Source organism: Mesorhizobium sp. B2-2-3 (assembly GCF_006442405.1).
Classification (GTDB): Bacteria; Pseudomonadota; Alphaproteobacteria; order Rhizobiales; family Rhizobiaceae; genus Mesorhizobium.
The window spans coordinates 342,765-366,063 of sequence record NZ_VFWC01000002.1; the positions used below are offsets into that span (position 1 = coordinate 342,765).

The window sequence follows — 23,299 nt, forward strand, 5'->3', positions numbered from 1 at the left end:
ACTCGCGTTAGGTAATGGGTATAATTCGTATGGTTGTCTATATCAATAGACAAATTAGAAGCAAGGATGTTGCTCATGCGAGGACAGGAAGCGCGCGACCAGGCCGAACGCAAGGCGGCCATGGCAACCCTGGCGCAGTCCAGCGGCGACGACATCGTTCGCCTCTGGAATGAATCCGGCCTGCCTGCCGAGGCCGAACTGCTGCGCGGTCCCGAGACCGGCCTGGTCACCATGCGCGGCCGCATCGGCGGCGGCGGCGCGCCGTTCAATGTCGGCGAGGCTACCGTGACCCGTGCCACCGTGCGCCTGCCGTCCGGACAGGTCGGCCATTGCTATGCGCTCGGCCGCGACAAGCAGAAGGCGAAGCTGGCGGCCATCGCCGACGCGCTGTGGCAGGACCCCGCCCACCGAGAGGCGGTCGAAACGGGCCTTCTCGGGCCGCTGCGGGCTGCCTTGACCACGGCACGAGAAAAGCGCCGCGCCGAAACGGCGGCAACAAAGGTGGATTTCTTCACCATGGTTCGCGGAGAAGATTGATGGATATCGCAGCGCAATCGATCGAGGGCGGGTTCGCCGATCCGGTGTTCAACGCCCAGACGGTGTTTCGCGCCGTCATGGACGCAATGGCGCGGCCGGGCAGCGTGCAATCCTTGCCGGCCCTGGCCCGCCCGCCGGCGCCGCTTTCGGCGATATCGGGCGCGGTTGCGCTGGCATTGTGCGACAACGACACGCCGCTCTGGCTGGACCCGGCCCTGCACGCCTCGGCAGCGGTCATGTCCTGGCTCGGCTTTCACAGCGGCGCGCCGCTGGCCAACACCCCGGCCGACGCGCATTTCGCCTTTGTGGCCTCGCCGGCCGAGATGATGGCACTCGACGGTTTCTCGCAAGGCACGCAGGACTATCCCGACCGCTCGACAACATTGATCCTGCAGGTCGGCGATCTCACGTCAGGCACGCCGCTGCTGCTCGAAGGTCCGGGAATCGAGAAGACGGCGACGATCGCGCCAGCCCGCATGCCACGCCATTTCATCGAGCAGTGGAAGCAGAACATCAAGCGCTTTCCGCGCGGCGTTGACATCATCCTGGCGGCACCTGACAGCCTCGCTTGCCTGCCGCGGACGACACGCATCAAGACGACGGAGGCCTAGCATGTATGTCGCGGTAAAAGGCGGCGAAGCGGCGATCGCCAACGCCCACAGCCTGCTCGCCGATCGTCGGCGCGGTGACCGCTCGGTGCCGGCGCTGCGCCTCGACCAGATCGTCGAACAGCTGGCGCTCGGCGTCGACCGGGTGATGAGCGAAGGCTCGCTCTACGACCGCGAACTCGCCGCACTCGCCATCGTGCAGGCGCGCGGTGATATGATCGAGGCGATCTTCCTGGTGCGTGCCTACCGCACCACGTTGCCGCGCTTTGGCTATACAAATGCCATCGACACCGCCACCATACTGGTCGAACGCCGCGTTTCGGCGACCTACAAGGACCTGCCCGGCGGCCAGTTGCTTGGGCCCACCTTCGACTACACGCACCGGCTGCTCGATCCCGAGCTTGCCGCCGGCGCCGATGTCGCCGCGCCCTTGCGGCGCGAGACGGAAGCGCAGGCAATGCCGCGCGTCTCGGCGATCCTCGCTCGCGATGGGCTGATCGAGCCGGACGGAGACATGCCTCAGGACCATGTCCCCGGCGACATCACCCGCGAGCCGCTGGAGTTCCCGATGGCTCGCGACATCCGCCTGCAGGCGCTGTCGCGCGGCGACGAGGGGTTCCTGCTGGCGCTCGGCTATTCCACGCAGCGCGGCTATGCCCGCAACCATCCCTTCGTCGGCGAGATCCGCATCGGCGAGGTCGAGCTGGAGCTCGACGTGCCCGAACTGCCTTTCGCCGTGCCGCTCGGCACGGTGCGCGTCACCGAATGCCAGATGGTCAATCAGTTCAAGGGCTCGGCAAAGGCACCACCGCAATTCACCCGCGGCTATGGCCTGGTCTTCGGCCAGAGCGAGCGCAAGGCGATGGCCATGGCACTCTGCGACCGCGCTCTTCGTGCAAGCGAACTCGGCGAGGACATTGTCGCCGCCGCCCAGGACGAGGAATTCGTCATCTCGCACTCCGACAACGTCCAGGCGACCGGCTTCGTCGAACATCTGAAGCTGCCGCATTATGTCGACTTCCAGGCCGAACTCGACCTCGTGCGCCGCATGCGCGCCGAGTACGACGCCCGCGAAAATCCCAGCAAGATTGAAGAGAAGAAAGAGGCCGCGGAATGAGCGCGCAACCGACCGACATCGCCGCCTATAACTTCGCTTATCTCGACGAACAGACCAAGCGGATGATCCGCCGTGCGATCCTCAAGGGCATCGCCATTCCCGGCTATCAGGTGCCGTTCGCCTCGCGCGAGATGCCGATGCCCTATGGCTGGGGCACCGGCGGCGTCCAGGTTACCGCTTCGATCATCGGCCCCGACGATGTGCTGAAGGTCATCGACCAGGGCGCCGACGACACCACCAATGCGGTCTCGATCCGCGCCTTTTTCAAGAAGGTCGCCAATGTGGCGGTTACGACCGATACCGCCAGCGCCAGCATCATCCAGACCCGCCACCGCATTCCCGAATATCCACTCGCCGCAGGCCAGGTGCTGGTCTACCAGGTACCGATCCCCGAGCCCCTGCGCTTTCTCGAGCCACGCGAGACCGAAACGCGCAAAATGCATGCGCTGGAGGAATACGGCCTCATGCATGTGAAGCTCTACGAGGACATCGCCAAGCACGGCCGCATCGCCACCACCTACGCCTATCCGGTGAAGGTTGAGGGCCGCTATGTGATGGACCCGTCGCCGACGCCGAAATTCGACAATCCCAAGATGCACCGCTCGCCGGCTTTGCAGCTGTTCGGCGCCGGCCGCGAGAAGCGCATCTATGCGCTGCCGCCCTTCACTGATGTGGTCAGCCTCGACTTCGAGGATCATCCGTTCGAGGTGCAGACCTTCGACCAGCCCTGCGCGCTATGCGGAGCCGAGAACGTCTATCTCGACGAGGTCATCCTCGATGATCACGGCGGCCACATGTTCGTCTGCTCCGACACCGACCACTGCGAGAAGCGGCGCAGCACCCCTACCTCCCCCTTGTGGGGAGGTCGCGCCGAAGGCGCGGGTGGGGGTAGCGACCCATCGGCAGCCCCCACCCCGGCGCTGCGCGCCGACCCTCCCCACAAGGGGGAGGGTAAGGAGATACAATGACCGACGAACCCTTGCTACGCGTTTCGGCGCTCTCGAAATTCTACGGCTCGCGCGTCGGCTGCGACAACGTCACCTTCGATCTGTGGCCGGGCGAAGTCCTGGCTGTCGTGGGCGAATCCGGCTCCGGCAAGACGACATTGCTCAACTGCCTGTCGACGCGGCTGCTGCCCTCATCCGGCACCGCCAGCTACCGCATGCGCGACGGCCAGTTCCGCGAACTCTACCGCATGAGCGAGGCCGAGCGCCGCTTCCTGATGCGCACCGACTGGGGCTTTGTCCACCAGAATCCGGCCGACGGCTTGCGCATGACGGTGTCGGCCGGCGCCAATGTCGGCGAACGCTTGATGGCGGTGGGCGACCGCCACTACGGCAAGATCCGCGCCACCGCCGTCGACTGGCTGTCGCGCGTCGAGATCGAGGAAGACCGCATCGACGACGACCCGCGCGCCTTTTCCGGCGGCATGCGCCAGCGCCTGCAGATTGCCCGCAACCTCGTCACCGGCCCGCGGCTGGTGTTCATGGATGAACCGACAGGCGGCCTCGACGTCTCGGTGCAGGCGCGCCTGCTCGATCTCTTGCGCGGCCTCGTCACCGATCTCGGCCTCGCCGCCATCGTCGTCACCCACGACCTCGCGGTGGCGCGGCTTTTGTCGCAGCGCATGATGGTGATGAAGGACGGCCGCGTCGTCGAAAGCGGCCTCACCGACCGCGTGCTCGACGACCCGCGCGCGCCGTACACGCAATTACTTGTTTCCTCGATTCTGCAGGTTTGACGATGGCGCCAAGTCACCCCCCTCTGTCCTGCCCGCAAACGAATAACGATTGGAGTACCTTCTGATGCCGACGCCTCTCGTTGTTTCCGACGTCGCCAAGAGCTTCACCATGCATCTGCGCGACGGCATCAAACTGCCTGTCGTCGCCGGTGTCTCCTTCTCGATCCGCGCCGGTGAATGCACCGTGCTCGGCGGCCCGTCCGGGGCCGGCAAGAGCTCGATCCTGAAGATGCTCTACGGCAATTACGCCGTCGACGAAGGCCAGATCATCGTCACGCACGAAGACGGGCTCATCGATCTCGCCAGCGCCAGCCCACGCACCGTGCTTGCCGTGCGCCGCCAGACCATCGGCTATGTCAGCCAGTTCCTGCGCACCGTGCCGCGCGTACCGGCGCTCGACGTCGTCGCCGAGCCGCTGGTGGAGCGCGGCGAGGATCGCGAAACAGCAAGAAGCAAGGCGCGCGCCTTGCTGGCGCGGCTCAACCTGCCGGAAAAACTCTGGGCATTGCCGCCGGCGACCTTCTCCGGCGGCGAGCAGCAGCGCGTCAACATCGCGCGCGGCTTCATCACCGGGCACCCGATCCTGCTGCTCGACGAGCCGACCGCTTCGCTCGACGCCAGGAACTGCGATGTGGTGATCGAACTCATCGCCGCCAAGAAGGCGGCAGGCGTCGCCCTGCTCGGCATCTTCCACGACCATGATGTGCGCGAAGCGGTGGCCGACCGCATCATCGACGTCACCGCCTTCGCCCCGGGAAAGCTCGCCGCATGACTAAAAAACTGTCGGAAACGCCGCTGGTCCATCCGACGGCGGATGTGGAGAATTCGACGCTTGGCCGGTGGACCGAAATCGCCGACCGCTGTCGGGTTTCGGAAAGCGAACTCGGCGACTATTCCTACATGATGCAGGACTGCGCCGTCTGGTGTGCGACGATCGGCAAATTCTCCAACATCGCGGCAAGCGTGCGCATCAACGCCACCAACCACCCGACCTGGCGACCGACGCTGCACCACTTCACCTACCGCGCATCGGACTATTGGGACGATGCCGAACACGAGAGCGAATTTTTCGCTGAGCGCCGCGCCAGGCGCGTCACAATCGGCCACGACACATGGCTTGGCCATGGCTCGACAGTCCTGCCCGGCATCACCGTCGGCGATGGCGCCGCCGTCGGCGCCGGAGCGGTGGTATCGAAGGATGTCGCTCCCTACACCATCGTCGCCGGCGTGCCGGCAAAGCCGGTCCGCGAGCGCTTCGACCGCCGCACCGCCGAGCGCTACCAGGCGCTGGCCTGGTGGGATTGGGACCATGCGAGGCTGCGCGCCGCACTCGACGATTTCCGTCAGCTCGAGGCCGAAGCTTTCCTGGAAAAATACGGTGGATGACGGTGGTGAATGGAATAGGGCTGCTCACTATTCGCATCCCTTACACAGAGTTCGGGCAGGGGGCTGTCTTCTCGAGCCGCCTGCCTTCCGCAGCTTCAGGGACATGGAAGCACTTCGAGGAACTGATTGGTCCTGGCCTGATCGCGCACGACACGGCTGTGGGTGGTAACAAAACTGACATCAATCCGACACCGCAGGTTCATGGCGCTGCGCTAGCGAGGGTCAACAGGACCTTCAACCGCGACTGGACGGGAACGCACCATGTCAGCCACGCTCGAAATCCGCGGCGTCACCCGACGATTTGGCAAGAACACCGCCGTTAACGATGTCAGCATCTCGATCCCGCAGGGTCAGATGGTCGGCGTCATCGGCCGTTCCGGCGCCGGCAAGTCGACCCTTCTGCGTATGATCAACCGCCTCATCGATCCCAGCCATGGATCGATTTTCTTCGACGGAGCCGAGGTCTCGCAATTGCGCGGTTCGCCGCTCAGGCGCTGGCAGCGCGACTGCGCCATGATCTTCCAGCAATTCAACCTTGTGCCGCGCCTCGACGTGCTGACCAATGTGCTGCTCGGCCGGCTGAACCATCGTCCGACCCTGTCGAACCTTTTCGGCATGTTCTCGCGAACCGAATGTGCGCAGGCGGTCGCGGCCCTCGAGCGGCTCGACATCGCCCGTACCGCGCTGCAGCCCGCCGGCACCTTGTCGGGCGGCCAGCAGCAGCGTGTCGCCATTGCCCGCGCCATGATGCAGCAGCCCCGGGTGATCCTGGCCGACGAACCGATCGCTTCGCTCGACCCGCTCAATGCCAAGGTGGTGATGGATTCGCTGCAGGACATCAATTTGCGCGAGGGCATCACCGTGGTCACCAACCTGCACACGCTGGACACCGCCCGCACCTATTGCAACCGCATCATCGGCATGGCCGCGGGCAAGGTCGTGTTCGACGGGCCGCCGGAGGAGCTTAACCGCGAGGCCGTCCGTCTCGTCTATGGCGCCGACAGCAATGGCGGCGAGATATCCGAGGCCATCACCTCGACCAGCGTTGCCTTCAAGCAAAAGATCGCCGCATCCGCCGGACCGCTCGAACCCGCATTCCCGGGTTACTGAGAGCGACCTGGATCGCCAGCCCGCGTCAGGGCACCCGTCAAAATCACCAACGCCGCCGGCGCGGGGCCGGAACCTACAGGAGAGAAATCAGATGTTCAGGAAAATGGTTTTCAGCGCCGTTTCGGTGCTTGCAATGGCCACCGGCGCGGCGCATGCCGCCGATATGAAGGAATTCCGCGTCGGCATCCTCGGCGGCGAGAACGAAACCGACCGGCTGCGCAACTACCAGTGCCTGGCCGATCACCTGAAGGCTGAATTCGGCTTCGAGAAGGTCTCGCTGTTCCCGGCCGCCGACTATGACGGCGTCATCCAGGGCCTGCTCGGCGGCACGCTCGACTTTGCCGAACTCGGCGCTTCCGGCTATGCCAGCGTCGTCCTCAAGGATCCCAAGGCGGTAACCCCGATCCTCACCACCCAGCAGACCGACGGCGCGACCGGCTACTATTCGATCGGCCTGGCGCTGAAGTCCTCCGGCATCACCGACATCAAGTCGGCCAAGGGCAAGAAGCTCGGTTACGCCGATCCGGATTCGACCTCCGGCTACCTGATCCCGCTGACGCAGATTCCGAAGGACACGGGCGCGTCGAACGAGACCTTCTTCGCCTCGACCCAGTTCAATGGCGGCCATGAGAACAATGTGCTCGCCGTGCGAGACGGCAAGGTCGACGTGGCCGTGGACGATTCCTCCGGCATCGGCGACTTCAAGGACGGCTACACCTCCGGCACCTTCCACAAGGAAGTCGCCAAGGGCGCCGTCGACCCCAACGACTTCGTCGAGGTCTGGCGCTCGGGCCTGATCCCGAACGGTCCGCTGGTCGTGCGCACGGCGCTCGGCGACGAGATGACGGCCAAGCTGGCGGCCTTCTTCACCGACCTGCCCAAGAAGGACAAGGCTTGCTTCGAAGGCGTCGAAGGCGGTGATTTTACCGGCTACGTTCCGGTGAAGGCGGATTTCTATAACGTCATCGTCGAAGCCCGTAAGGCAGCCATCGGCGGCTAAAGGCAGAAGTCAGGAAGGGCGGCGTCGAGAAAACGCCGCCCTTCTTGCATCTCCGACCATGACCCTTTCCCTGACAGCTCCTTCCGGCGCCACGCACCAGATGGCCGACGCCTGGCGTCGCCAGACCTCCTTGCGCCGGCTCTACACCGCCATCGGCGTCGGCCTGCTGTTGGTCGCACTCGGCGGCACCATGTGGTTCGCCGACGATGCCAATGCCGGACACTTCTTCGACCGGCTTCCGCACATACTGGATTTCCTGAGCTGGCTCGTTCCCAAGGACTGGAACGATGTCTGGCGGGCGCTGTTCGACATCGCCTCCCCGCATGACACCGGCACGCAGGAATTCAACTTTCCGCTCGGCCGCGCCTATGTCTGGGGCGGCTTCTACATCCCCGAATATTTCGAGCTGATGCTGACCACGCTTAACGTGGCGCTGGTCTCGACATTTATCGGTTTCGTCTTCGCCGTGCCGTTCTCCTTCATCGCGGCGCGCAACCTGACGCCGCATCCGCTGCTGCGGCTTGTCGTCAAGCGCTTCATGGAACTGCTGCGGGCTTTTCCCGAGATCGTCATCGCCGGCCTGTTCGCGGCCATCGTCTCGATAGGTCCGATCGCCGCCATCATCGCCATCGGTCTGCATTCGATCGGCGCGTTGGGCAAGCTGTTCTATGAGATCAACGAGAACATCGACATGCGCGCCGAGGAAGGCCTGCGGGCCGTCGGCGCCAACTGGTTCGAACGGGTACGCTTTGCCGGCCTGCCGCAGGTGCTGCCCAATTTCATGTCCTATACGCTGCTCAGGATCGAGATCAACGTGCGCATCTCCACCATCATGGGCGCGGTCGGCGGCGGCGGCATCGGCGAGGAGCTGAAGCTGTCGATCTCGCGCGGCTTCGGCGCCAAGACGATAGCCTTGGTGCTGCTCCTGTTCACGACCATCTTCATCGTCGACCAGTTCTCCGCCTGGCTGCGCCGCAAGCTGGTCGGCGAACAGGCCTTTGTGATGAGCGCCTGATCATGACCGCCGCCGAAATCCAGTCGATCGAGGAACGCTTCCCGCAAGTGTTCCGCCGGCCGTTCCACAAGCGTTTCGGGCCGCTGCTGCTGCTTGGCGGCATCTTGCTCTACCTGCTCTACGCGCTGTGGTTCTTCAATCTGCCGCAAGTGCTGCGGGAATCGCATTGGGAGCGGCTGCCGCTGTTCCTGACCCAGTGGATCAGTTACGACGTGCAGCCGATCTTCCGCCTCGACGAGCCGCAGATAACGGCCAAATACCCCCGCTTTTCTGTACTCGGCCCCAATCCCCACCCGGATTGGGTCAAGACCAACGCCGACGGTTCGGTGACGGTCCTGATCGACGGCACGGCGAAGTCGGTCACCTTCGACAAGGCACGAGCAACGATCGTCGCCGCTGGGACGAGCGTGGCGGTGGCGCTGGACAGCGGCAAGCCGCTGGTCTCGGGACCTGTTCCCGACTGGGTCACCGTGCATGAGGATGAGGTCGTCGCCGACATGGGCTTCGCCGGCGAGGTCCGCGTCGCCCCCGATCGCGTCAGGATCCGCAAGCGCTTTCTCGGCTGGGCGAACTTCGTCTTCGACACACGCTCGCCCTTCTTCGGAAAATCCGCCGGCGAGGTGGTGTCACTGATCACGTCGGGCCCCGAGCTGAAAGCGGGCACCTCCAATCTGGCGCTCGCCGGCAACAACATCTGGAACAATGCGCAGTGGCAGCATGGCGATGTCTGGACAAAGCTGTTGCAGACCATCGTCATGGCCTTTCTCGGCACCGCGCTCGGCGGCATCGTCGCCTTCCCGCTCGCCTTCTTCGCCGCCCGCAACATCACCCCCAACCGGCTGGTAAACCAGCTGCTCAAGCGCTTCTTCGACTTCATGCGCTCCATCGATATGCTGATCTGGGCACTGTTCTTCACGCGCGCCTTCGGACCGGGTCCGCTGGCCGGCAGCGCCGCGATCTTCTTCACCGAGATCGGCACGCTCGGCAAAACCTATTCCGAGGCGCTGGAGAACATCGATGACAAGCCGCGCGAAGGTGTTGTGTCGACAGGCGCCAACCGTCTTCTGGTGCAGCGCTACGGCGTACTGCCGGAAGTGGTGCCGGTGTTCATCAGCCAGACGCTCTATCAGTGGGAATCCAACACCAGGGGCGCAACCATTATCGGCGCCGTCGGCGCCGGCGGCATCGGTCTGAAACTGTGGGAAGCGATGCGCACCAATTCGAACTGGGCCAACGTCTTCTACATGGTGCTGCTGACGCTGGTCGTGGTCTTCATCTTCGACAACATTTCCAATTTCCTGCGCCGCAGGCTGAGCCGGACGATTCACGACTACAACAGGTTGCAGGCCGAGCAGGGCTAACCTTGTGACGCATAAGCACGGGCATCGTATAGTGCCGCGCCAAGGATCGACCCCCACTCCGTCGAGCTGCGCTCGACACCTCTCCCCCGATCGACGGGGGAGAGGAATGGCGCCAGGCCGTCCTGGCTGACGCCTGTCGCCCTAGGCCGAGGCTTCTTTCTATCCGCCAAAGGTCGCCGACGCAGGTCTTGTTCGCGTCACTATCGCCCGACCAAGGCACCTAGGCGGCCTTCTTCCACCCGTTCTTGATATGCTTATATCCATCCCGATAAACCGCTTCCGGGCTCTCGGAAAAATCGCGCCACACCTTGGTCGCCGCCGCGAGATCCTTCAGCGAACGTCCAAACGCCTCGATCGTCAGCCAGTCGTCGTAGCCGCTCTTGCGGATGGCCGAGAATGTTTCCTTCCAGGGGATGTTGCCGCGCCCCGGCACGCCGCGATCGTTCTCCGATATATGGATATGCACGACATTCCTGCGATGCTTCGTATAGGCGCCGATCGGGTCTGCCTCCTCGATATTGGCGTGGAAGGTGTCGTACATCGCCTTGATGTGCGGCCGGTCGATGGCATCGATATGCTCCGACAGGTCGGCCATCGTGTTGAGGAGATAGCATTCGAAGCGGTTGAGCGCCTCGAGCCCGATGGTGACGTTCCTCTTGCCTGCATGATCGCCGATGGCGCGCTGCGAGGTGACGGAGCGTTTCTTCTCGGCCGCGGTCGGGCCGGACCCGGAAAAGGCGCCGAGCGTCGAATGCAAGGGGCCGCTCAGCGTTCTGGCGCCGAGGGCATCTGCGCAATCGATCGCCCATTTCATGTAGTCGACACCGGCCTTGCGCGTTGCCGCATCGGCCGAGATCAGGTTCATCGCCGGATCGCCCATCGCTGAAACGGCGGTCCGTTCAAGCCCTATGCGATCGAGCAGCTCGCCGAGTTTTCTGTAGTCGTCCGGCATACCGGCAAAGATCGGTATCTCGACGCCGTCGAAGCCGGTGGCCTTGATGTCGCGAAGCAATGGCTCGTGCTTCTTCGATACGGCCGTCGTCCACAAGAACATGCACATGCCGATTTTCATCGACGCCCCTCCCCAAAATGATCCCCCGCGAGGTCAATTTAAAGTTTCGTCCACGCTCCATTCTTCTTCGACGATTTCACGCAGGCCTCGATGAAGGCCATGCCCTCCACGCCGTCCTGAATGGTCGGGAACACGACGTCCTTGGCAGGTTTGCCGCCCTTGCGCCGCGCGGCGCGGATGGCGCGTGCGGCCTCCTGGTAGATGTTGGCGAAGCCTTCGAGATAGCCTTCGGGATGACCGGAGGGAACGCGGCTGACACGGCCCGCCACCGGCAGCGCGCCGGCGCCGTTGCGGGTGATCAGCTGCTTGGGCTGGCCGAACGGCGTATACCAGAGATAGTTCGGGTCGGCCTGCACCCATTCCAGCCCACCCTTCGAGCCATAGATGCGCAGCTTCAGCCCGTTCTCATGGCCGGGCGCCACCTGGCTTGCCCAGATCATGCCTTTTGCCGCATGCGTCTTGCCGACCGGCTTGAAGCGCAGCATCACGTTGACATTGTCGTCGAGCTGCCGTCCCGGCACGAAGGCGTCGAGATCGGCCGACAGAGTGTCGAGTTCCAGCCCGGAGACAAAGCGCGCAAGATTGTAGGCATGCGTGCCGATGTCGCCGAGCGCGCCGCCGGCGCCGGCCTGCTTGGGGTCGGAACGCCACGCCGCCTGTTTTTGACCGGTGGCGGCAAGGTCCTCCGTCAGCCAGTCCTGCGGATATTCCGACTGCACGATGCGGATGTCGCCGAGCACGCCCTTGGCCACCATCTCGCGCGCTTGGCGGATCATCGGATAGGCGGTGTAATTGTGGGTCAGCACGAACACCTTGCCGGTCTTCTCGACGATCGCCGCGAGCTTCTTTGCCTCGGCCAGCGTCGTCGCCAGCGGCTTGTCGCAGATGACATGGATGCCGGCTTCAAGAAACGCCCTGGCCGCCGGCACATGCACATTGTTCGGAGTGACGATGGCCACCGCCTCGATGCCATCCGGGCGCTTGGCCTCGGCCTTGGCCATCTCGGCATAGGACGCGTAGCTGCGCGAAGGGTCGAGCCCGAGCTCGGCGGCAGAGGCCTTGGCGCGCGCCGGATCGGACGACAGCGCGCCGGCGACCAGCACGAACTCATTGTCCATGCGCGCCGCGATCCGATGCACCGCGCCGATGAAAGCGCCTTGCCCGCCACCGACCATGCCATAGCGGATCGGGCCGCCTCCCGTTTCCGACTTCGATGCACCGACCATGTCGTCTCCCTCGTGTCTGAGATACCCCTCCCTCGAGGGAGAGGGAAAACCCGCGCTAGATTCCCATCATGGCGCGCAGCACCTTCTTATCCGTGGCACCGCCGGCGAAATCGTCGAACGCCTTCTCCGTCACCCGGATGATGTGGTGCTGGATGAAGGGCGCGCCTTCGGCCGCGCCGTCCTCCGGATGCTTCAGGCAGCACTCCCACTCCAGCACCGCCCAGGAATCATAGTTGTACTGCGTCAGCTTGGAGAAAATGCCGCCGAAATCCACTTGTCCGTCGCCGAGCGAGCGGAAGCGGCCGGCGCGGTTCGTCCAGCTCTGGTAGCCGGAATAGACGCCTTGCCGCCCGGTCGGATTGAACTCGGCGTCCTTGACGTGGAAGGCCTTGATGCGCTCGTGGTAGATGTCGATGAATTCGAGATAGTCGAGCTGCTGCAACAGGAAGTGCGACGGATCGTAATTGATGTTGCAGCGCTTGTGGCCGCCGACCGCGTCGAGGAACATCTCGAACGTCGCCCCGTCGAACACATCCTCGCCGGGATGGATTTCGTAGCCGACGTCGACGCCATTGTCCTCATAGACATCGAGGATCGGCTTCCAGCGCTTGCCTAGTTCTGCGAACGCCTCTTCGATCAATCCGGCCGGCCGCTGTGGCCAGGGATAGAGGTAGGGGAAAGCCAGAGCGCCGCTGAAGCTCACCGAGACGTCGAGCCCGAGATTGCGCGACGCCTTGGCCCCGAACTGCATCTGTTCGACCGCCCATTGTTGCCGCGCTTTGGGGTTGTTGTGCACCGAAGCCGGCGCAAAGCCGTCGAATTGCGCGTCATAGGCCGGATGCACCGCCACCAATTGCCCCTGCAGATGCGTCGACAGTTCGGTGATCTCGACGCCGGCGTCGGCACAGATGCCCTTCACCTCGTCGCAATAGGCCTTGGAAGACGCAGCCTTCTGGAGGTCGAACAAGCGCGCGTCCCAGGTCGGGATCTGCACGCCCTTATAGCCGAGGCCGGCCGCCCATTTTGTGATCGATGCAAGCGAATTGAACGGCGCTGCATCGCCCGCGAACTGCGCCAGGAACAGTCCAGGGCCCTTCATCGTCGTAGGCATCGGCATCCTCCCTCATTGTTGTCGCGCCCGAGCATAGCGCCGATTGAAGACAGGGCCAGCCACTTTGGTCTGTTCTCAACGGTCACTTGCATGCATTGTCATTCTGGTATTACCAAACGTGGCGATTTGGTCAAGCCTTGCCACTCACATTCAGAGCCCTCCACCGTGCCACGGGAGGGCAGCATAGTCCAATATAATCAATGGAGTAATCCAGACATCAAGTTGCCATCGCACAGTTCTTGCCGCGCGTGGGAAATTGCTGTAGACCTCGTCTTGGGCCCAATTGGTCGAACCAGTTTGCGAAGAAATGCTGGAACGCCTTGGGGAGGAACCGTCCGTCACATCCGGTGACGGCATGTTGCAGGCGAACCATTAGGGACGATCCGGGAAGGACAGACCATGCATCTTTCGACGCACAACTGGATGCGCGCGGAACCGTTGGAGACGACGCTCAAGCGCATCAAGAAATTCGGCTATGAGTCGATCGAGATTTCCGGCGAGCCCGACCAATACAAGACCAAGGAGACGCGCGCGCTCCTGAAGGAGCACGGCATACGCTGCTGGGGCGCCGTGACCTTGATGCTGGGCGAACGCAACCTTGCCGCCCGGGACCAGGGCCAGCGCGAGCGCTCCGTGCAATACGTCAAGGACGTGTTGACCATGGTCAGCGAACTCGACGGCGAGATCATCACGCTGGTTCCCGCGACCGTCGGCAAGGTCGTGCCGGACGGCACCGAGGAAGAGGAATGGAAGTGGGTGGTCGATGCCACCAGGGAGTGCTTCACCCACGCCAAGAAGGTCGGCGTCAAGATCGCGGTCGAGCCACTCAACCGTTTCGAGACCTACCTGTTCAATCGCGGCGCCCAGGCCTTGGCGCTGGCCGACGCGGTCAGCCCGGAATGTGGCGTCTGCCTGGACGCCTACCACATCCATATGGAGGAATTTAACGTTTACGACGCGATCCGTAAGGTCGGAAAGCGCCTGTTCGACTTCCATGTCGCCGACAACAACCGCTTCGCCGCAGGCCTCGGCCAGATCGACTGGCCGAAGATCGTGGCGACCTTGCGGGAGGTCGGCTATGACGGGGCGCTGACTAACGAGTTCGTCGCGCCTGTCGACCGCACACCGGCCGCGCCCTACCCCGACATGGTCGAACGCCACCCGGTCGACATCTCGCCCGAGCAGCTCAAATTCATCCAGGATCACGGCTCCAGCGTGCTGACGGAAAAGTTCTACACCGACCAGATGCGGATCACTGCCGAAACGTTGCTGCCGCTGATCAAGTAGCCGATCCGATTGGGAATGAGCCCTCCAGCCATCCGGCGGCAGGGCCGGGGAAGACCATGCGCATCAAAAGCGTCCAGGCCTGGTGGATTCGCATACCGATCGAGGCGGCCAAGCAGCACCGCAGCGATTTCGGTCAGGTGACGACCTTCGACGCCGCCATCCTGCGCATCGAAACCGATGACGGGCTGGTCGGCTGGGGCGAAGGCAAGAACGCCGCCGGCAGCGCCGGCAGCTATGGTGCGCTCGTCCATATGCTGAACCGCGAGGTCGGGCCGCAGCTCGTCGGCCGCGATCCGGCCGATATCGGCATCATCTGGGAAATGCTCTACAACGGCGTGCGCCACGACAGCGCGGCGCGCGCCGGCCATGCCATGCCGCAGCTGGCGCGGCGCGGCATGAGCGTGGCCGCCATCAGCGCCGTCGACATCGCGCTCTGGGACATACTGGGCAAATCGCTCGGGCAGCCGGTCTGGCGGCTGATCGGTGGGCGCAAGCTCGATCGCATGCCGGCCTACGCCTCGGGTGGCTGGGCGTCCGCCGACGCGATCGGCGACCAGCTCAAATCCTATGTCGCCAGGGGCGGCTTCAAGGCGCTGAAGATGCGCATCGGCGCCATGGATGGCGCCGCGCATGTGTCGGCCGCTCGCGTTCGCGCCGCCCGTGAGGCGCTCGGCCCCGACGTCGAGTTGATGGTCGACGCCCATGGCACCTATACGGTGGCGGAGGCCAAGCGTTTCATCCATCTCGCCGGCGATCTCGACCTTGCCTGGTTCGAGGAGCCGGTGATCGCCGACGACAAGTCCGGCCTTGCCGAAGTCCGTGCCTCCGGCGCCATACCGATCGCCACCGGCGAAAGCGATGCGACCCGCTATGCCTTCCGCGACCTCGCCGTGCTCAAGGCCGCCGACATCTTCCAGCCCGATCCCGCCTTCTGCGGCGGCATCAGCGAGGCCATGAAGATCGGAACCATCGCCAGCGCCTTCAACCTGCGCTTTGCGCCGCATCTATGGGCCGGCGCGCCCTGCTTCTTCGCCGGGCTGCATGTCTGCGCCGCCTCGCCGTCGAGCTTCACCGTCGAATATTCGCTCGGTGCCAATCCGATGATCCACGACCTTGTCGAAGAGACTGTCGAAGCCAGGGACGGTATGATAGCGATCCCCGAAAAACCCGGATTGGGATTCACCATTTCGGAGCGATTCCTGGAGGCGCACGCGCAACGCAATTGACGATGAAAGAAAACAACCTTCTCGCGGAGCTTGCCGCCTATCTGTTCTCCCATTCCGACAAGGAGACGGGCCGAACCCCGTCGGAACGCGAACTGGCGGAGCATTTCGGCGTCAGCCGCGGCCAGATCCGCGAGGCGCTGGCCATTCTCGAGGCCATGCGCATCGTCGAGCGCAGGGCCAAGTCCGGCATCTATATCGACACCAAGCAGGCCAGCGTCGAGGCGCTGGCGCTGTTCGCGCGCGCCGGCCTGCCGCTCGATCCCTTGCAGATCTACGAGACGGTCGAATTGCGCAAGATCCATGAGATCAAGGCGGCCGAACTTGCATGCTCGCGTGCCACCGAGGAGAATTTCGAACGGCTGCGCGAGATCCTGAAGGCCTCGGAAGAACGCATCGCGGCAGGCGAAGGCCTCGCCAAGGAGGACCGCGAATTCCATCTCGAGATCGTGCGCGCCACCAAGAATGGCGTCTTCCACAACATCTGCAGCGTTTACTATTTGATGGGCGAGCAGCGCCTGCCGATCTACTTCAACGATCCGGAGCGCAGCGTGCGCTCGCATGCCGAACACATCCAGATATACGAGGCGCTGCTGCGGCGCGACGGCAATCTCGCCCAGGCGCTGATGAGCGCCCACCTGCAGGGCGCGGAAAGCTACTGGAAGGGGCTGATCGAAGGCCTCGGGGCGGCGCCGCAAAACCCGACGCTCGAACAGGCCTGACGGGGATGACGCGCATCCTGTCGACGCACAGACTGCATCCGCGCGCCGCGGCCATGCTGGCGGGGGCGGGTGAGCTTGTCGTCGCCTCGGCCATCGATCCGGGCACGCTGGCCGCCGAGGCGAGGAATGCCGACATCGTCATTGTGCGCGCGCCCCTGCCGCCCCTGCTGTTCGAGGGTGCCACCAGGTTGCGGGCAGCGATCCGCCATGGCGCCGGGCTCGACATGATCCCGATGGAAGCAGCGACCGCGGCAGGTGTGCTGGTCGCCAACGTGCCGGCGGTCAACGCACGCTCGGTGGCCGAGCATGTGATGTTTGCAGCCCTCGCCCTGCTTCGGCAGTTTCGTGTCGTCGACCGCGACCTGCGCGCCAAGGGCTGGCTTGCCGGTCGCGAGCACGCCAATTCCAACATCGAGCTCGCCGGCAAGACGATCGGCATCGTCGGTCTCGGCGCCGTCGGACAGGCCGTTGGCCATATCGCCGCGCATGGGTTCGACCTGAAAGTGGTCGCAACGACCCGCAGCATGCAGCCGGCGCCGGACAAGGTCGGCTTCCTGTCGATCGACGCGCTGGTCGAGCAGAGCGACATCATCGTCCTGTGCTGTCCGCTGACGCCGGAAACGCGCGGCCTGATCAGCCGCGAACGCATATCGCGCATGAAACCCAACGCGCTGTTGATCAACGTGTCGCGCGGGCCCGTCGTCGATGACGACGCGCTGATCGAGGCCTTGCGGGAGCGCCGCATCGGCGGTGCCGCGCTCGACGTGTTCTCGACGCAGCCGCTGCCACCGGATCATCTCTATTTCAGCTTCGACAATGTCGTCATCACCCCGCACATGGCCGGCATCACCGAGGAATCGATGATGCGCATGGGCGTTGGCGCGGCCGGCGAGGCCCTGCTGGTGCTGGCAGGCAAATTGCCGGTCAATCTGCGCAACCCGGAAGTGGTCGGGCACTATCGGCGACGGTTTCCCGCCGACAGCTAGACCATCGCCGTTTCGCCCCAATTCTTCGCGACGCTGGAGCCATGTCCGTTCTCCGCCTCGCATTCCTGTGCCTTGCCACCACTTCAGCGGGCCTGCTGCCCTCGCTCGCCGCGGCTGAAAGCAGCTATGTCTATTGCGACAACGGGCTGCGCTGCTTCAAGGCTCCCTGCCCATCGAACAGCGTGCTCGACCTCGCCACCGGCAAGATCATCAAAGGCGTGTCGATCGACACCGGCGGATTGCCGACGAAGGACAAGGCGATGGTCGAGGCGTCGGATGCGCTCTCTGCCGGCAAGATTGTCGTCAGGGGATCGATCGAGCGACGCACCCAGACCATCACCGGCAAGCAATACAGCCTGCCGTGGCTGATCGCGACGGCCGTCGAGCGCGCCGCCAAGGACAGCGAACGCAAGCACTGCTCTTCACACTGACATTCGGTTCAGTCCCGATCAGCCGCCCAGCAATCTCTCCACTTCAGCGGCGATGCTCAGCAGACGGCGGTCATGGCCGTGGCGCGCCACCAGCATCAAGCCGGCCGGCAGCGCCATGCCTGGTATCGGCAGCGAGATCGCGCAGAGATCGAACTGGTTGGCCACCTGCGTGTTGCGCAGCAGCAGGCCCTCCGTGCGATCGCGCAGACCGGCATCTTGCGCCAGGGACACGATGGTCGGCGCCGTCACCGGCGTGGTTGGCAGGGCCAGCACATCGACCGACGTCAGCCGCTCATCCGTGGCGGCGGCCAACGCAGCACGGCGACGCAGTGCCCTGATGTAAACCGGGGTCGGCAGCATTGCCGCCCGCGACAAGGGTCCGCTCACATGCGGGTCAACCGGCACCGGAGCGCCTGCCGCCAACCAGTCTGCATGCACTTCAGCCCCTTCCATCGCGGCGATCGAACCACGTTTTGTGACCGCGCGAAGGTCGGCGATCAGGTCGTCGATCGACAGGTCCGCGACCCGTGCGGCGGCCTGCTCGATCTTGCCGAGGCAGCGCTCGAACGCTGCTGCCACCACGCCTTCAGTCTCTCCGAAAAGCACGCCGCGCGGGAGACCGATGCGCAACCCCGCAAGGGCGAGTGGCGCCGGCAGCGCCAAGTCCTCGCCCGCCATCACCGCATCGGCTGCGGCGCATTGCGCCACGGTGCGGGCGAGCGGGCCGACCGAATCCAGCGTGGCCGACAGTGGAAAGGCGCCTGTGAGCGGCACCCGCCGCGCCGTCGGCTTGAAGCCGACGACGCCGTTAAGTGCCGCCGGAATACGGATCGATCCGCCAGTGTCGGAACCGATGGAGATTTCGCTCGTCCCCTCGCCGACGGAAACGCCGGCGCCGGAGGAAGAGCCGCCGGGAATGCGGTCGGCATCGGTCGCGTTGCCAGGCGTGCCATAGTGCTGGTTGTCGCCGATGGCGGTAAAGGCGAACTCGGTCATGTTGGTCTTGCCGATGATCACCGCGCCGGCTTGCCGCAGCCGGCGCACAATCATGGCGTCGCCAATTGCCGGCGCAGCATCCTTGAGCAGCAGTGATCCGGCCGTGGTCGCCTCGCCGCAGACATCGAACAGGTCCTTGATCGAAATGATCGTTCCGTCGAGCGGTCCGAGCCTCACGCCGGCCCTCCGCCGCGCGTCGGCGGCATCGGCTGCGGCTCGCGCGGCTTCGGTATAGAGTTTCGTGAACACACGTTCTTCACCGGCACGGGCGGCGAGACGCGCAAGGATAGTTTCCAGGTGATCGCGGACGGATTGCATCTTCGGTGTCGGACTCCGGACCTCTGGGACGTCTTAAGCTTAGCAGCCAGCGCGTGGCGTGCCGAGACTTAACCCGGCGCGGGCGGTTTTGCACCCCTGGCGGACGCAAGGAAGAGAACGATGCTCTACAAAGGCAGCTGTCATTGCGGCAAGGTCGCCTTCGAGTTCGAGGCGGAACTGACCGAAGCCGTGCGGTGCAATTGCTCGATCTGCTCGCGCAAGGGCGCCTTGCTGTGCGCCGTTCCGCATCAGGCGCTGCGGGTGCTGGCCTGGAGCGACGAGATCGGCACCTACACATTCGGCAACTGCGCCATCGCGCACCGCTTCTGTCGCACCTGCGGCATCCATCCTTTCGCCGAGGATGTGCGCGAGGGGAGTGAACGCAGCGCCTACATCAACGTCAACTGTGTCACCGATGTCGATCCGTCCGCCTTGTCGATCTTCGACTTCGATGGGCGTTCAGCCTGAGTTTCGCCGGCAGCCTGCCGCGTCTGCCTGTCAGCGACGCCGCCATCGCAAAGGCAACGGCCCGAGAACCATGATGGTTCTCGGGCCGTTGCGCAAGTCAGGGATGCTTGTCGGGAGAGCCTACTCGGCGCGTTTTGGGCCGAGCAGAAACACCACGACTGCCGCCAGCAAAGTCGCCACGCCGCAATAGGCGAAGGCACTGGCGACGCCGGCATGATCGACCAGCAGGCCGCCAAAGACGGCGCCGAGCGCAATCGCCACCTGGAAGGTGGAGACCATCAGGCCGCCGGCGCTCTCGGCTTGATCGGGCGCGGCCCGCACCAGCCATGTCTGCAGCCCGACCGGCACCGCGCCGAAGGCAAAGCCCCAGGCCGCCACGGCGGCGGCGGCGATCGCCGGCGAGGCGCCGAAGACCAGCATCGAGGCGGCGGCCACTGCGATCAGCAGGGGTGCCAGCGCGACGGCGGCCTTGAGATTGCGTTCGGCCAGGATGCCGCCGGCGATATTGCCGAAGAAGCCGCCTATGCCATAGGCCAGGAGCACCAGCGAGATTGTCTCGATGCCGAGCATCGGGATCTTCTCGAGGAAGGGGCGCACATAGGTGAAGCCGGCAAAGTGCCCCGAAGCGACCAGCAGCACGACCAGCAGCGCCACCCTGATCGACGGGCGCTCCAGCACCTCGAGCAAAGTGCGGAAACTTGCCACGCCCATCGGCGGCAGTTTCGGAATGGTGGCCACCTGCACCAACAACGCCAGCGCGGCGACGACCGTGGCGATCATGAAAGCCGTGCGCCAGCCCCAGATATCACCGACATAGGCGCCGACAGGGGCGGCGGTGACGGTGGCCAGCGAAACGCCGGTCAGGATGATCGACATGGCGCGCGGCATCAACCGCATCGGCACCAGCCGCAACGCCATGGCCGCCGACATCGCCCAGAAGCCGCCCAGCGCAACGCCGAGCACGACGCGGGCAAGCAGAAGCATGGGCAGCGATGAGGCAAAGGCGGCCAAAAGGTTCGAGGCGATCAGAAACGCGGTCAGCATCCACATCACCAGCCTGCGGTCCATGCGCCGTGTCATGATCGCCATCGTGGGAGCGGCAATGGCGCCGACGATCGCGGTCGCGGTGACCGCCTGTCCCGCAACGCCTTCGCTGACGCCGAGATCGCTCGCCATCGGCGTCAACAGGCTGGCGGGCAGGAATTCCGCCGTGACGAGACCGAAAACACCAAGCGCCAGCGAGACGACGGCGCCCCATGCCGGCTCTGTTCGTTCCTCCTGATCGACAGTGTTCAATAGGGCGGCGTCGACGACGCCCGTCGCGGGTTCGGCCATGGTCAGTCTCCGATGAAGTTGCAGCGCAACATTTGGCTGCACTGCAACATAGGGAGTGACGGCCTGGAGTTTCCATGCTAGAAACACCATTATGTTTGACCGTTCGTCCAAAATTCCGACCACTGGCGATCCGCTGACAGACATATTGCGCGGGCTGCGTCTCGACGGCGTCGACTACGCCCGTTGCGAAATGCGGGAGCCTTGGGGCATCCAGTTTCCGGCCCAGGCAGCGGCGCGATTCCACTTCATCGGCCGCAAGGGCTGCTGGCTGATGCAGCCCTCGGGCGAGTGGGTCGAGCTCAAGGCGGGGGACGCGGCGCTGCTGCCGCGTGGCGCAGCGCATGTGCTGGCAAGCGAACCGGGCACCAAGGCTTGGCCGATCCAGGGCTACGCGGCCGAAGAAGTCTGCAAGAACGTCTATTGCATGTCCAATGAAGCCATGTGCCCCGATGGTCGCTGTCCGGGCACGCTGCTGTTTTTCGGCAGCATGTACTTCAACATCGATGGCCTGCATCCCCTGCTCGGCATGATGCCTGATGTCATGCGCGCGCATGAACTCGAAGCTTATGAGCCGGGTATTCCGCATCTCCTGGACTCGATGGCGCGTGAAGTGACGATGGAGCGCGTCGGCTCCGGCGGCATTCTGGCGCGGCTCGCCGACGTCCTTGCCGCCACCGTGATCCGCTCATGGGTCGAGCGCGGCTGCGGCGATTCAAGCGGTTGGATCGCGGCGGTCAGGGATCCCGACATCGGGCGCGTTCTGGCCGCCATCCATCTCGAACCGGACCGCGACTGGACCGTCGAGGCGCTCGCCAGGATGATGGGCGCCTCGCGATCGGGCTTTGCCGAGCGTTTTGCCACCATTGTCGGCGAGACGCCGGCCAGGTACGTCACCCAGGTGCGCATGCACCAGGCCCGACAATGGCTGGTGCGCGATCGCCAGAAGATTTCCGTCGTCGCCACACGGCTGGGCTATGAGTCGGACGCCGCCTTCAGCCGGGCCTTCAAGCGCGTCATCGGCTCGGCTCCCAGCCACCTGCGTGCCGAGGAACATGCTGAGATCCGCCAGGCCGGCTGAAGCGCCAGGCCGTGACTCCAGGCTGGATCAATTCCGTCCGGAATTGCCCGAAGAGGTACAGCAGTTCAGCGTTTCCGTGGGACGCTGAACTGCTGTAGGAATCGGCATGGACTTGACCCCGCCCAACGACACTGTGCCGGCCCCGGGGGGGTGCGTTGACCGAGATGTTGCGCGCGCTGCGCCTCGAGGGCGTCGACTATGGCCGCTGCGAACTGGGCACGCCTTGGGCCGTGCTCTTTCCGGTGCAGAAGGCGGCGCGGTTTCACTTCATCGGCCGTGCCGGATGCTGGCTGCTTTCGCCACCAGGCGAATGGATGGAACTGAAAGCCGGCGATGCATTGCTGTTGCCGCGCGGCGCCGAGCATATCCTTGCCAGCGCACCCGGTGTACAAGCCGAACCGCTCGAAAGCTACAGCGTCGAGCCCCTGCAGGACAATGTCTACGCCGCCTCGAACGGCGGCCATGGTGCAAAAACGCTGCTGTTCTGCGGCAGCATGCACTTCAACCACGATGGCTCGCATCCACTGCTGGCCATGATGCCGGATATGCTGCGCGCGAAGGAGCTGATGGCCGGCGAGCCAGGCATCCCGCATTTGCTGGAAGCCATGGCCGACGAGGCGACGAGGAACCGGGCCGGCTCCGGCATGATGCTGGCGCGGCTGGCCGATGTATTGGCCGCAGCCATCATCCGCTCCTGGGTGGAGAACAGCGCCGGTGACATCATGGGTTGGATCGCGGCGATCAAGGATCGGGACATCGGCCGCGTGCTGGTCGCCATTCATCGGCAGCCTGACAGGAACTGGACCGTCGAAGCGCTGGCCCGCGAGATGGGCGCCTCACGGTCGGCTTTTGCCGAACGTTTCACGGCCGTCGTCGGAGAGACGCCGGCAAAATATGTCGCCGGGGTGCGCATGCATCAGGCAAGACGGTGGCTCGAGGAAGAAGGGATGCGGGTGTCGGTGATCGCCGCCAGATTGGGCTACGATTCGGAAGCGTCGTTCAGCCGGGCCTTCAAGCGCATCGTCGGCAGCGCGCCCAGCCATTTGCGCGCCGCGGGCGGCGCCTCGGCAAAAGGCTAAATCAACGCTGTTTGCAGTGGCGATTTCCGGCCTGGATGAATTGCCAAGTGTTCCGGACAGAATGCCATTCCCGGCTTGGCCATTTGCAATAG

At 64.4% G+C, this 23,299-nt stretch carries 23 protein-coding genes and 1 pseudogene; 19 read left to right on the plus strand and 5 right to left on the minus strand.

Annotated features, from left to right (window positions below; translation table 11 throughout):
- Positions 1-75: 75 nt before the first annotated feature.
- The 11 genes and pseudogenes from phnG to phnE (FJ951_RS04850) all read left to right on the plus strand — a co-directional run bounded on the left by phnG (position 76) and on the right by phnE (FJ951_RS04850) (position 9,875).
- On the plus strand, positions 76-537 hold the full coding sequence (gene phnG / locus FJ951_RS04800) for a phosphonate C-P lyase system protein PhnG (protein WP_140513790.1): 462 nt from the start codon (positions 76-78) through the stop codon (positions 535-537).
- Positions 537-1,148, plus strand: coding sequence for a phosphonate C-P lyase system protein PhnH (gene phnH / locus FJ951_RS04805; RefSeq protein ID WP_140513791.1), 612 nt, complete (start codon positions 537-539; stop codon positions 1,146-1,148). The genes phnG and phnH overlap by 1 nt, the downstream gene beginning before the upstream one ends.
- Before the next feature lies 1 nt (position 1,149).
- On the plus strand, positions 1,150-2,262 hold the full coding sequence (locus FJ951_RS04810; RefSeq protein WP_140513792.1) for a carbon-phosphorus lyase complex subunit PhnI: 1,113 nt from the start codon (positions 1,150-1,152) through the stop codon (positions 2,260-2,262).
- A pseudogene (locus tag FJ951_RS04815) lies at positions 2,259-3,098 on the plus strand (alpha-D-ribose 1-methylphosphonate 5-phosphate C-P-lyase PhnJ); the annotation flags it as partial. The gene FJ951_RS04810 and the pseudogene FJ951_RS04815, both read left to right, overlap by 4 nt.
- 128 nt (positions 3,099-3,226) lie before the next feature.
- Positions 3,227-4,003, plus strand: coding sequence for a phosphonate C-P lyase system protein PhnK (phnK, locus tag FJ951_RS04820; RefSeq protein ID WP_140513793.1), 777 nt, complete (start codon positions 3,227-3,229; stop codon positions 4,001-4,003).
- 64 nt (positions 4,004-4,067) lie between these two features.
- Complete coding sequence (phnL, locus tag FJ951_RS04825; RefSeq protein ID WP_140513794.1) at positions 4,068-4,775, plus strand: phosphonate C-P lyase system protein PhnL; 708 nt, start codon at positions 4,068-4,070, stop codon at positions 4,773-4,775.
- Complete coding sequence (locus FJ951_RS04830) at positions 4,772-5,389, plus strand: DapH/DapD/GlmU-related protein (protein WP_140513795.1); 618 nt, start codon at positions 4,772-4,774, stop codon at positions 5,387-5,389. Before phnL ends, FJ951_RS04830 begins: the two co-directional genes overlap by 4 nt.
- Before the next feature lie 261 nt (positions 5,390-5,650).
- Positions 5,651-6,499, plus strand: coding sequence for a phosphonate ABC transporter ATP-binding protein (phnC, locus tag FJ951_RS04835; RefSeq protein ID WP_140500368.1), 849 nt, complete (start codon positions 5,651-5,653; stop codon positions 6,497-6,499).
- 91 nt (positions 6,500-6,590) lie between these two features.
- A complete protein-coding gene (phnD, locus tag FJ951_RS04840; RefSeq protein WP_140500369.1) occupies positions 6,591-7,499 on the plus strand; it encodes a phosphonate ABC transporter substrate-binding protein in 909 nt (302 codons plus the stop codon).
- 58 nt (positions 7,500-7,557) lie between these two features.
- A complete protein-coding gene (gene phnE / locus FJ951_RS04845) occupies positions 7,558-8,514 on the plus strand; it encodes a phosphonate ABC transporter, permease protein PhnE (protein WP_140513796.1) in 957 nt (318 codons plus the stop codon).
- A 2-nt stretch (positions 8,515-8,516) separates the two neighbouring features.
- Positions 8,517-9,875, plus strand: coding sequence for a phosphonate ABC transporter, permease protein PhnE (phnE, locus tag FJ951_RS04850; protein WP_140513797.1), 1,359 nt, complete (start codon positions 8,517-8,519; stop codon positions 9,873-9,875).
- A gap of 220 nt (positions 9,876-10,095) precedes the next feature.
- On the opposite strand, the gene FJ951_RS04860 is transcribed toward phnE (FJ951_RS04850), so the two are convergent.
- From FJ951_RS04860 to FJ951_RS04870, 3 genes are read right to left on the minus strand one after another with little or no spacing between them, the layout of a single operon-like run.
- Positions 10,096-10,947, minus strand: coding sequence for a sugar phosphate isomerase/epimerase (locus tag FJ951_RS04860; RefSeq protein WP_140513798.1), 852 nt, complete (start codon positions 10,945-10,947; stop codon positions 10,096-10,098).
- A 38-nt stretch (positions 10,948-10,985) separates the two neighbouring features.
- Entirely contained in the window at positions 10,986-12,173 is a 1,188-nt protein-coding gene (locus tag FJ951_RS04865; protein ID WP_140500376.1) for a Gfo/Idh/MocA family oxidoreductase, read from the minus strand.
- Positions 12,174-12,228: 55 nt separating this feature from the next.
- Positions 12,229-13,284, minus strand: a complete 1,056-nt coding sequence (locus tag FJ951_RS04870; RefSeq protein ID WP_140513799.1) for a sugar phosphate isomerase/epimerase — start codon at positions 13,282-13,284, stop codon at positions 12,229-12,231.
- A 399-nt stretch (positions 13,285-13,683) separates the two neighbouring features.
- Between FJ951_RS04870 and FJ951_RS04875 the strand changes: the two genes are divergently transcribed.
- Genes FJ951_RS04875 through FJ951_RS04895 form a run of 5 tightly spaced genes read left to right on the plus strand, consistent with a single transcriptional unit; the run spans position 13,684 to position 17,933 of the window.
- Entirely contained in the window at positions 13,684-14,571 is an 888-nt protein-coding gene (locus FJ951_RS04875; RefSeq protein WP_140513800.1) for a sugar phosphate isomerase/epimerase, read from the plus strand.
- A 56-nt stretch (positions 14,572-14,627) separates the two neighbouring features.
- A complete protein-coding gene (locus tag FJ951_RS04880) occupies positions 14,628-15,797 on the plus strand; it encodes a mandelate racemase/muconate lactonizing enzyme family protein (RefSeq protein ID WP_140500381.1) in 1,170 nt (389 codons plus the stop codon).
- A 2-nt stretch (positions 15,798-15,799) separates the two neighbouring features.
- Positions 15,800-16,516 carry a FadR/GntR family transcriptional regulator gene (locus tag FJ951_RS04885; RefSeq protein ID WP_140513801.1) on the plus strand — a complete coding sequence of 239 codons (717 nt, stop codon included), beginning with the start codon at positions 15,800-15,802 and terminating at the stop codon, positions 16,514-16,516.
- A gap of 5 nt (positions 16,517-16,521) precedes the next feature.
- Positions 16,522-17,502, plus strand: coding sequence for a hydroxyacid dehydrogenase (locus FJ951_RS04890; RefSeq protein WP_140513802.1), 981 nt, complete (start codon positions 16,522-16,524; stop codon positions 17,500-17,502).
- Positions 17,503-17,543: 41 nt separating this feature from the next.
- On the plus strand, positions 17,544-17,933 hold the full coding sequence (locus FJ951_RS04895) for a hypothetical protein (protein WP_140500387.1): 390 nt from the start codon (positions 17,544-17,546) through the stop codon (positions 17,931-17,933).
- 18 nt (positions 17,934-17,951) lie between these two features.
- Here FJ951_RS04895 and FJ951_RS04900 read toward each other — a convergent pair whose 3' ends face one another.
- Complete coding sequence (locus tag FJ951_RS04900; RefSeq protein WP_140513803.1) at positions 17,952-19,247, minus strand: amidase; 1,296 nt, start codon at positions 19,245-19,247, stop codon at positions 17,952-17,954.
- 120 nt (positions 19,248-19,367) lie between these two features.
- Between FJ951_RS04900 and FJ951_RS04905 the strand changes: the two genes are divergently transcribed.
- Complete coding sequence (locus FJ951_RS04905; protein WP_140513804.1) at positions 19,368-19,715, plus strand: GFA family protein; 348 nt, start codon at positions 19,368-19,370, stop codon at positions 19,713-19,715.
- A gap of 120 nt (positions 19,716-19,835) precedes the next feature.
- On the opposite strand, the gene FJ951_RS04910 is transcribed toward FJ951_RS04905, so the two are convergent.
- Positions 19,836-21,050 carry an MFS transporter gene (locus FJ951_RS04910; protein ID WP_140513805.1) on the minus strand — a complete coding sequence of 405 codons (1,215 nt, stop codon included), beginning with the start codon at positions 21,048-21,050 and terminating at the stop codon, positions 19,836-19,838.
- Between the two features lie 91 nt (positions 21,051-21,141).
- On the opposite strand from FJ951_RS04910, the gene FJ951_RS04915 reads away from it, so the two are divergent.
- Entirely contained in the window at positions 21,142-22,128 is a 987-nt protein-coding gene (locus tag FJ951_RS04915) for an AraC family transcriptional regulator (protein ID WP_140500395.1), read from the plus strand.
- A 164-nt stretch (positions 22,129-22,292) separates the two neighbouring features.
- Positions 22,293-23,207, plus strand: coding sequence for an AraC family transcriptional regulator (locus FJ951_RS04920; protein ID WP_140513937.1), 915 nt, complete (start codon positions 22,293-22,295; stop codon positions 23,205-23,207).
- Positions 23,208-23,299 lie beyond the last annotated feature (92 nt).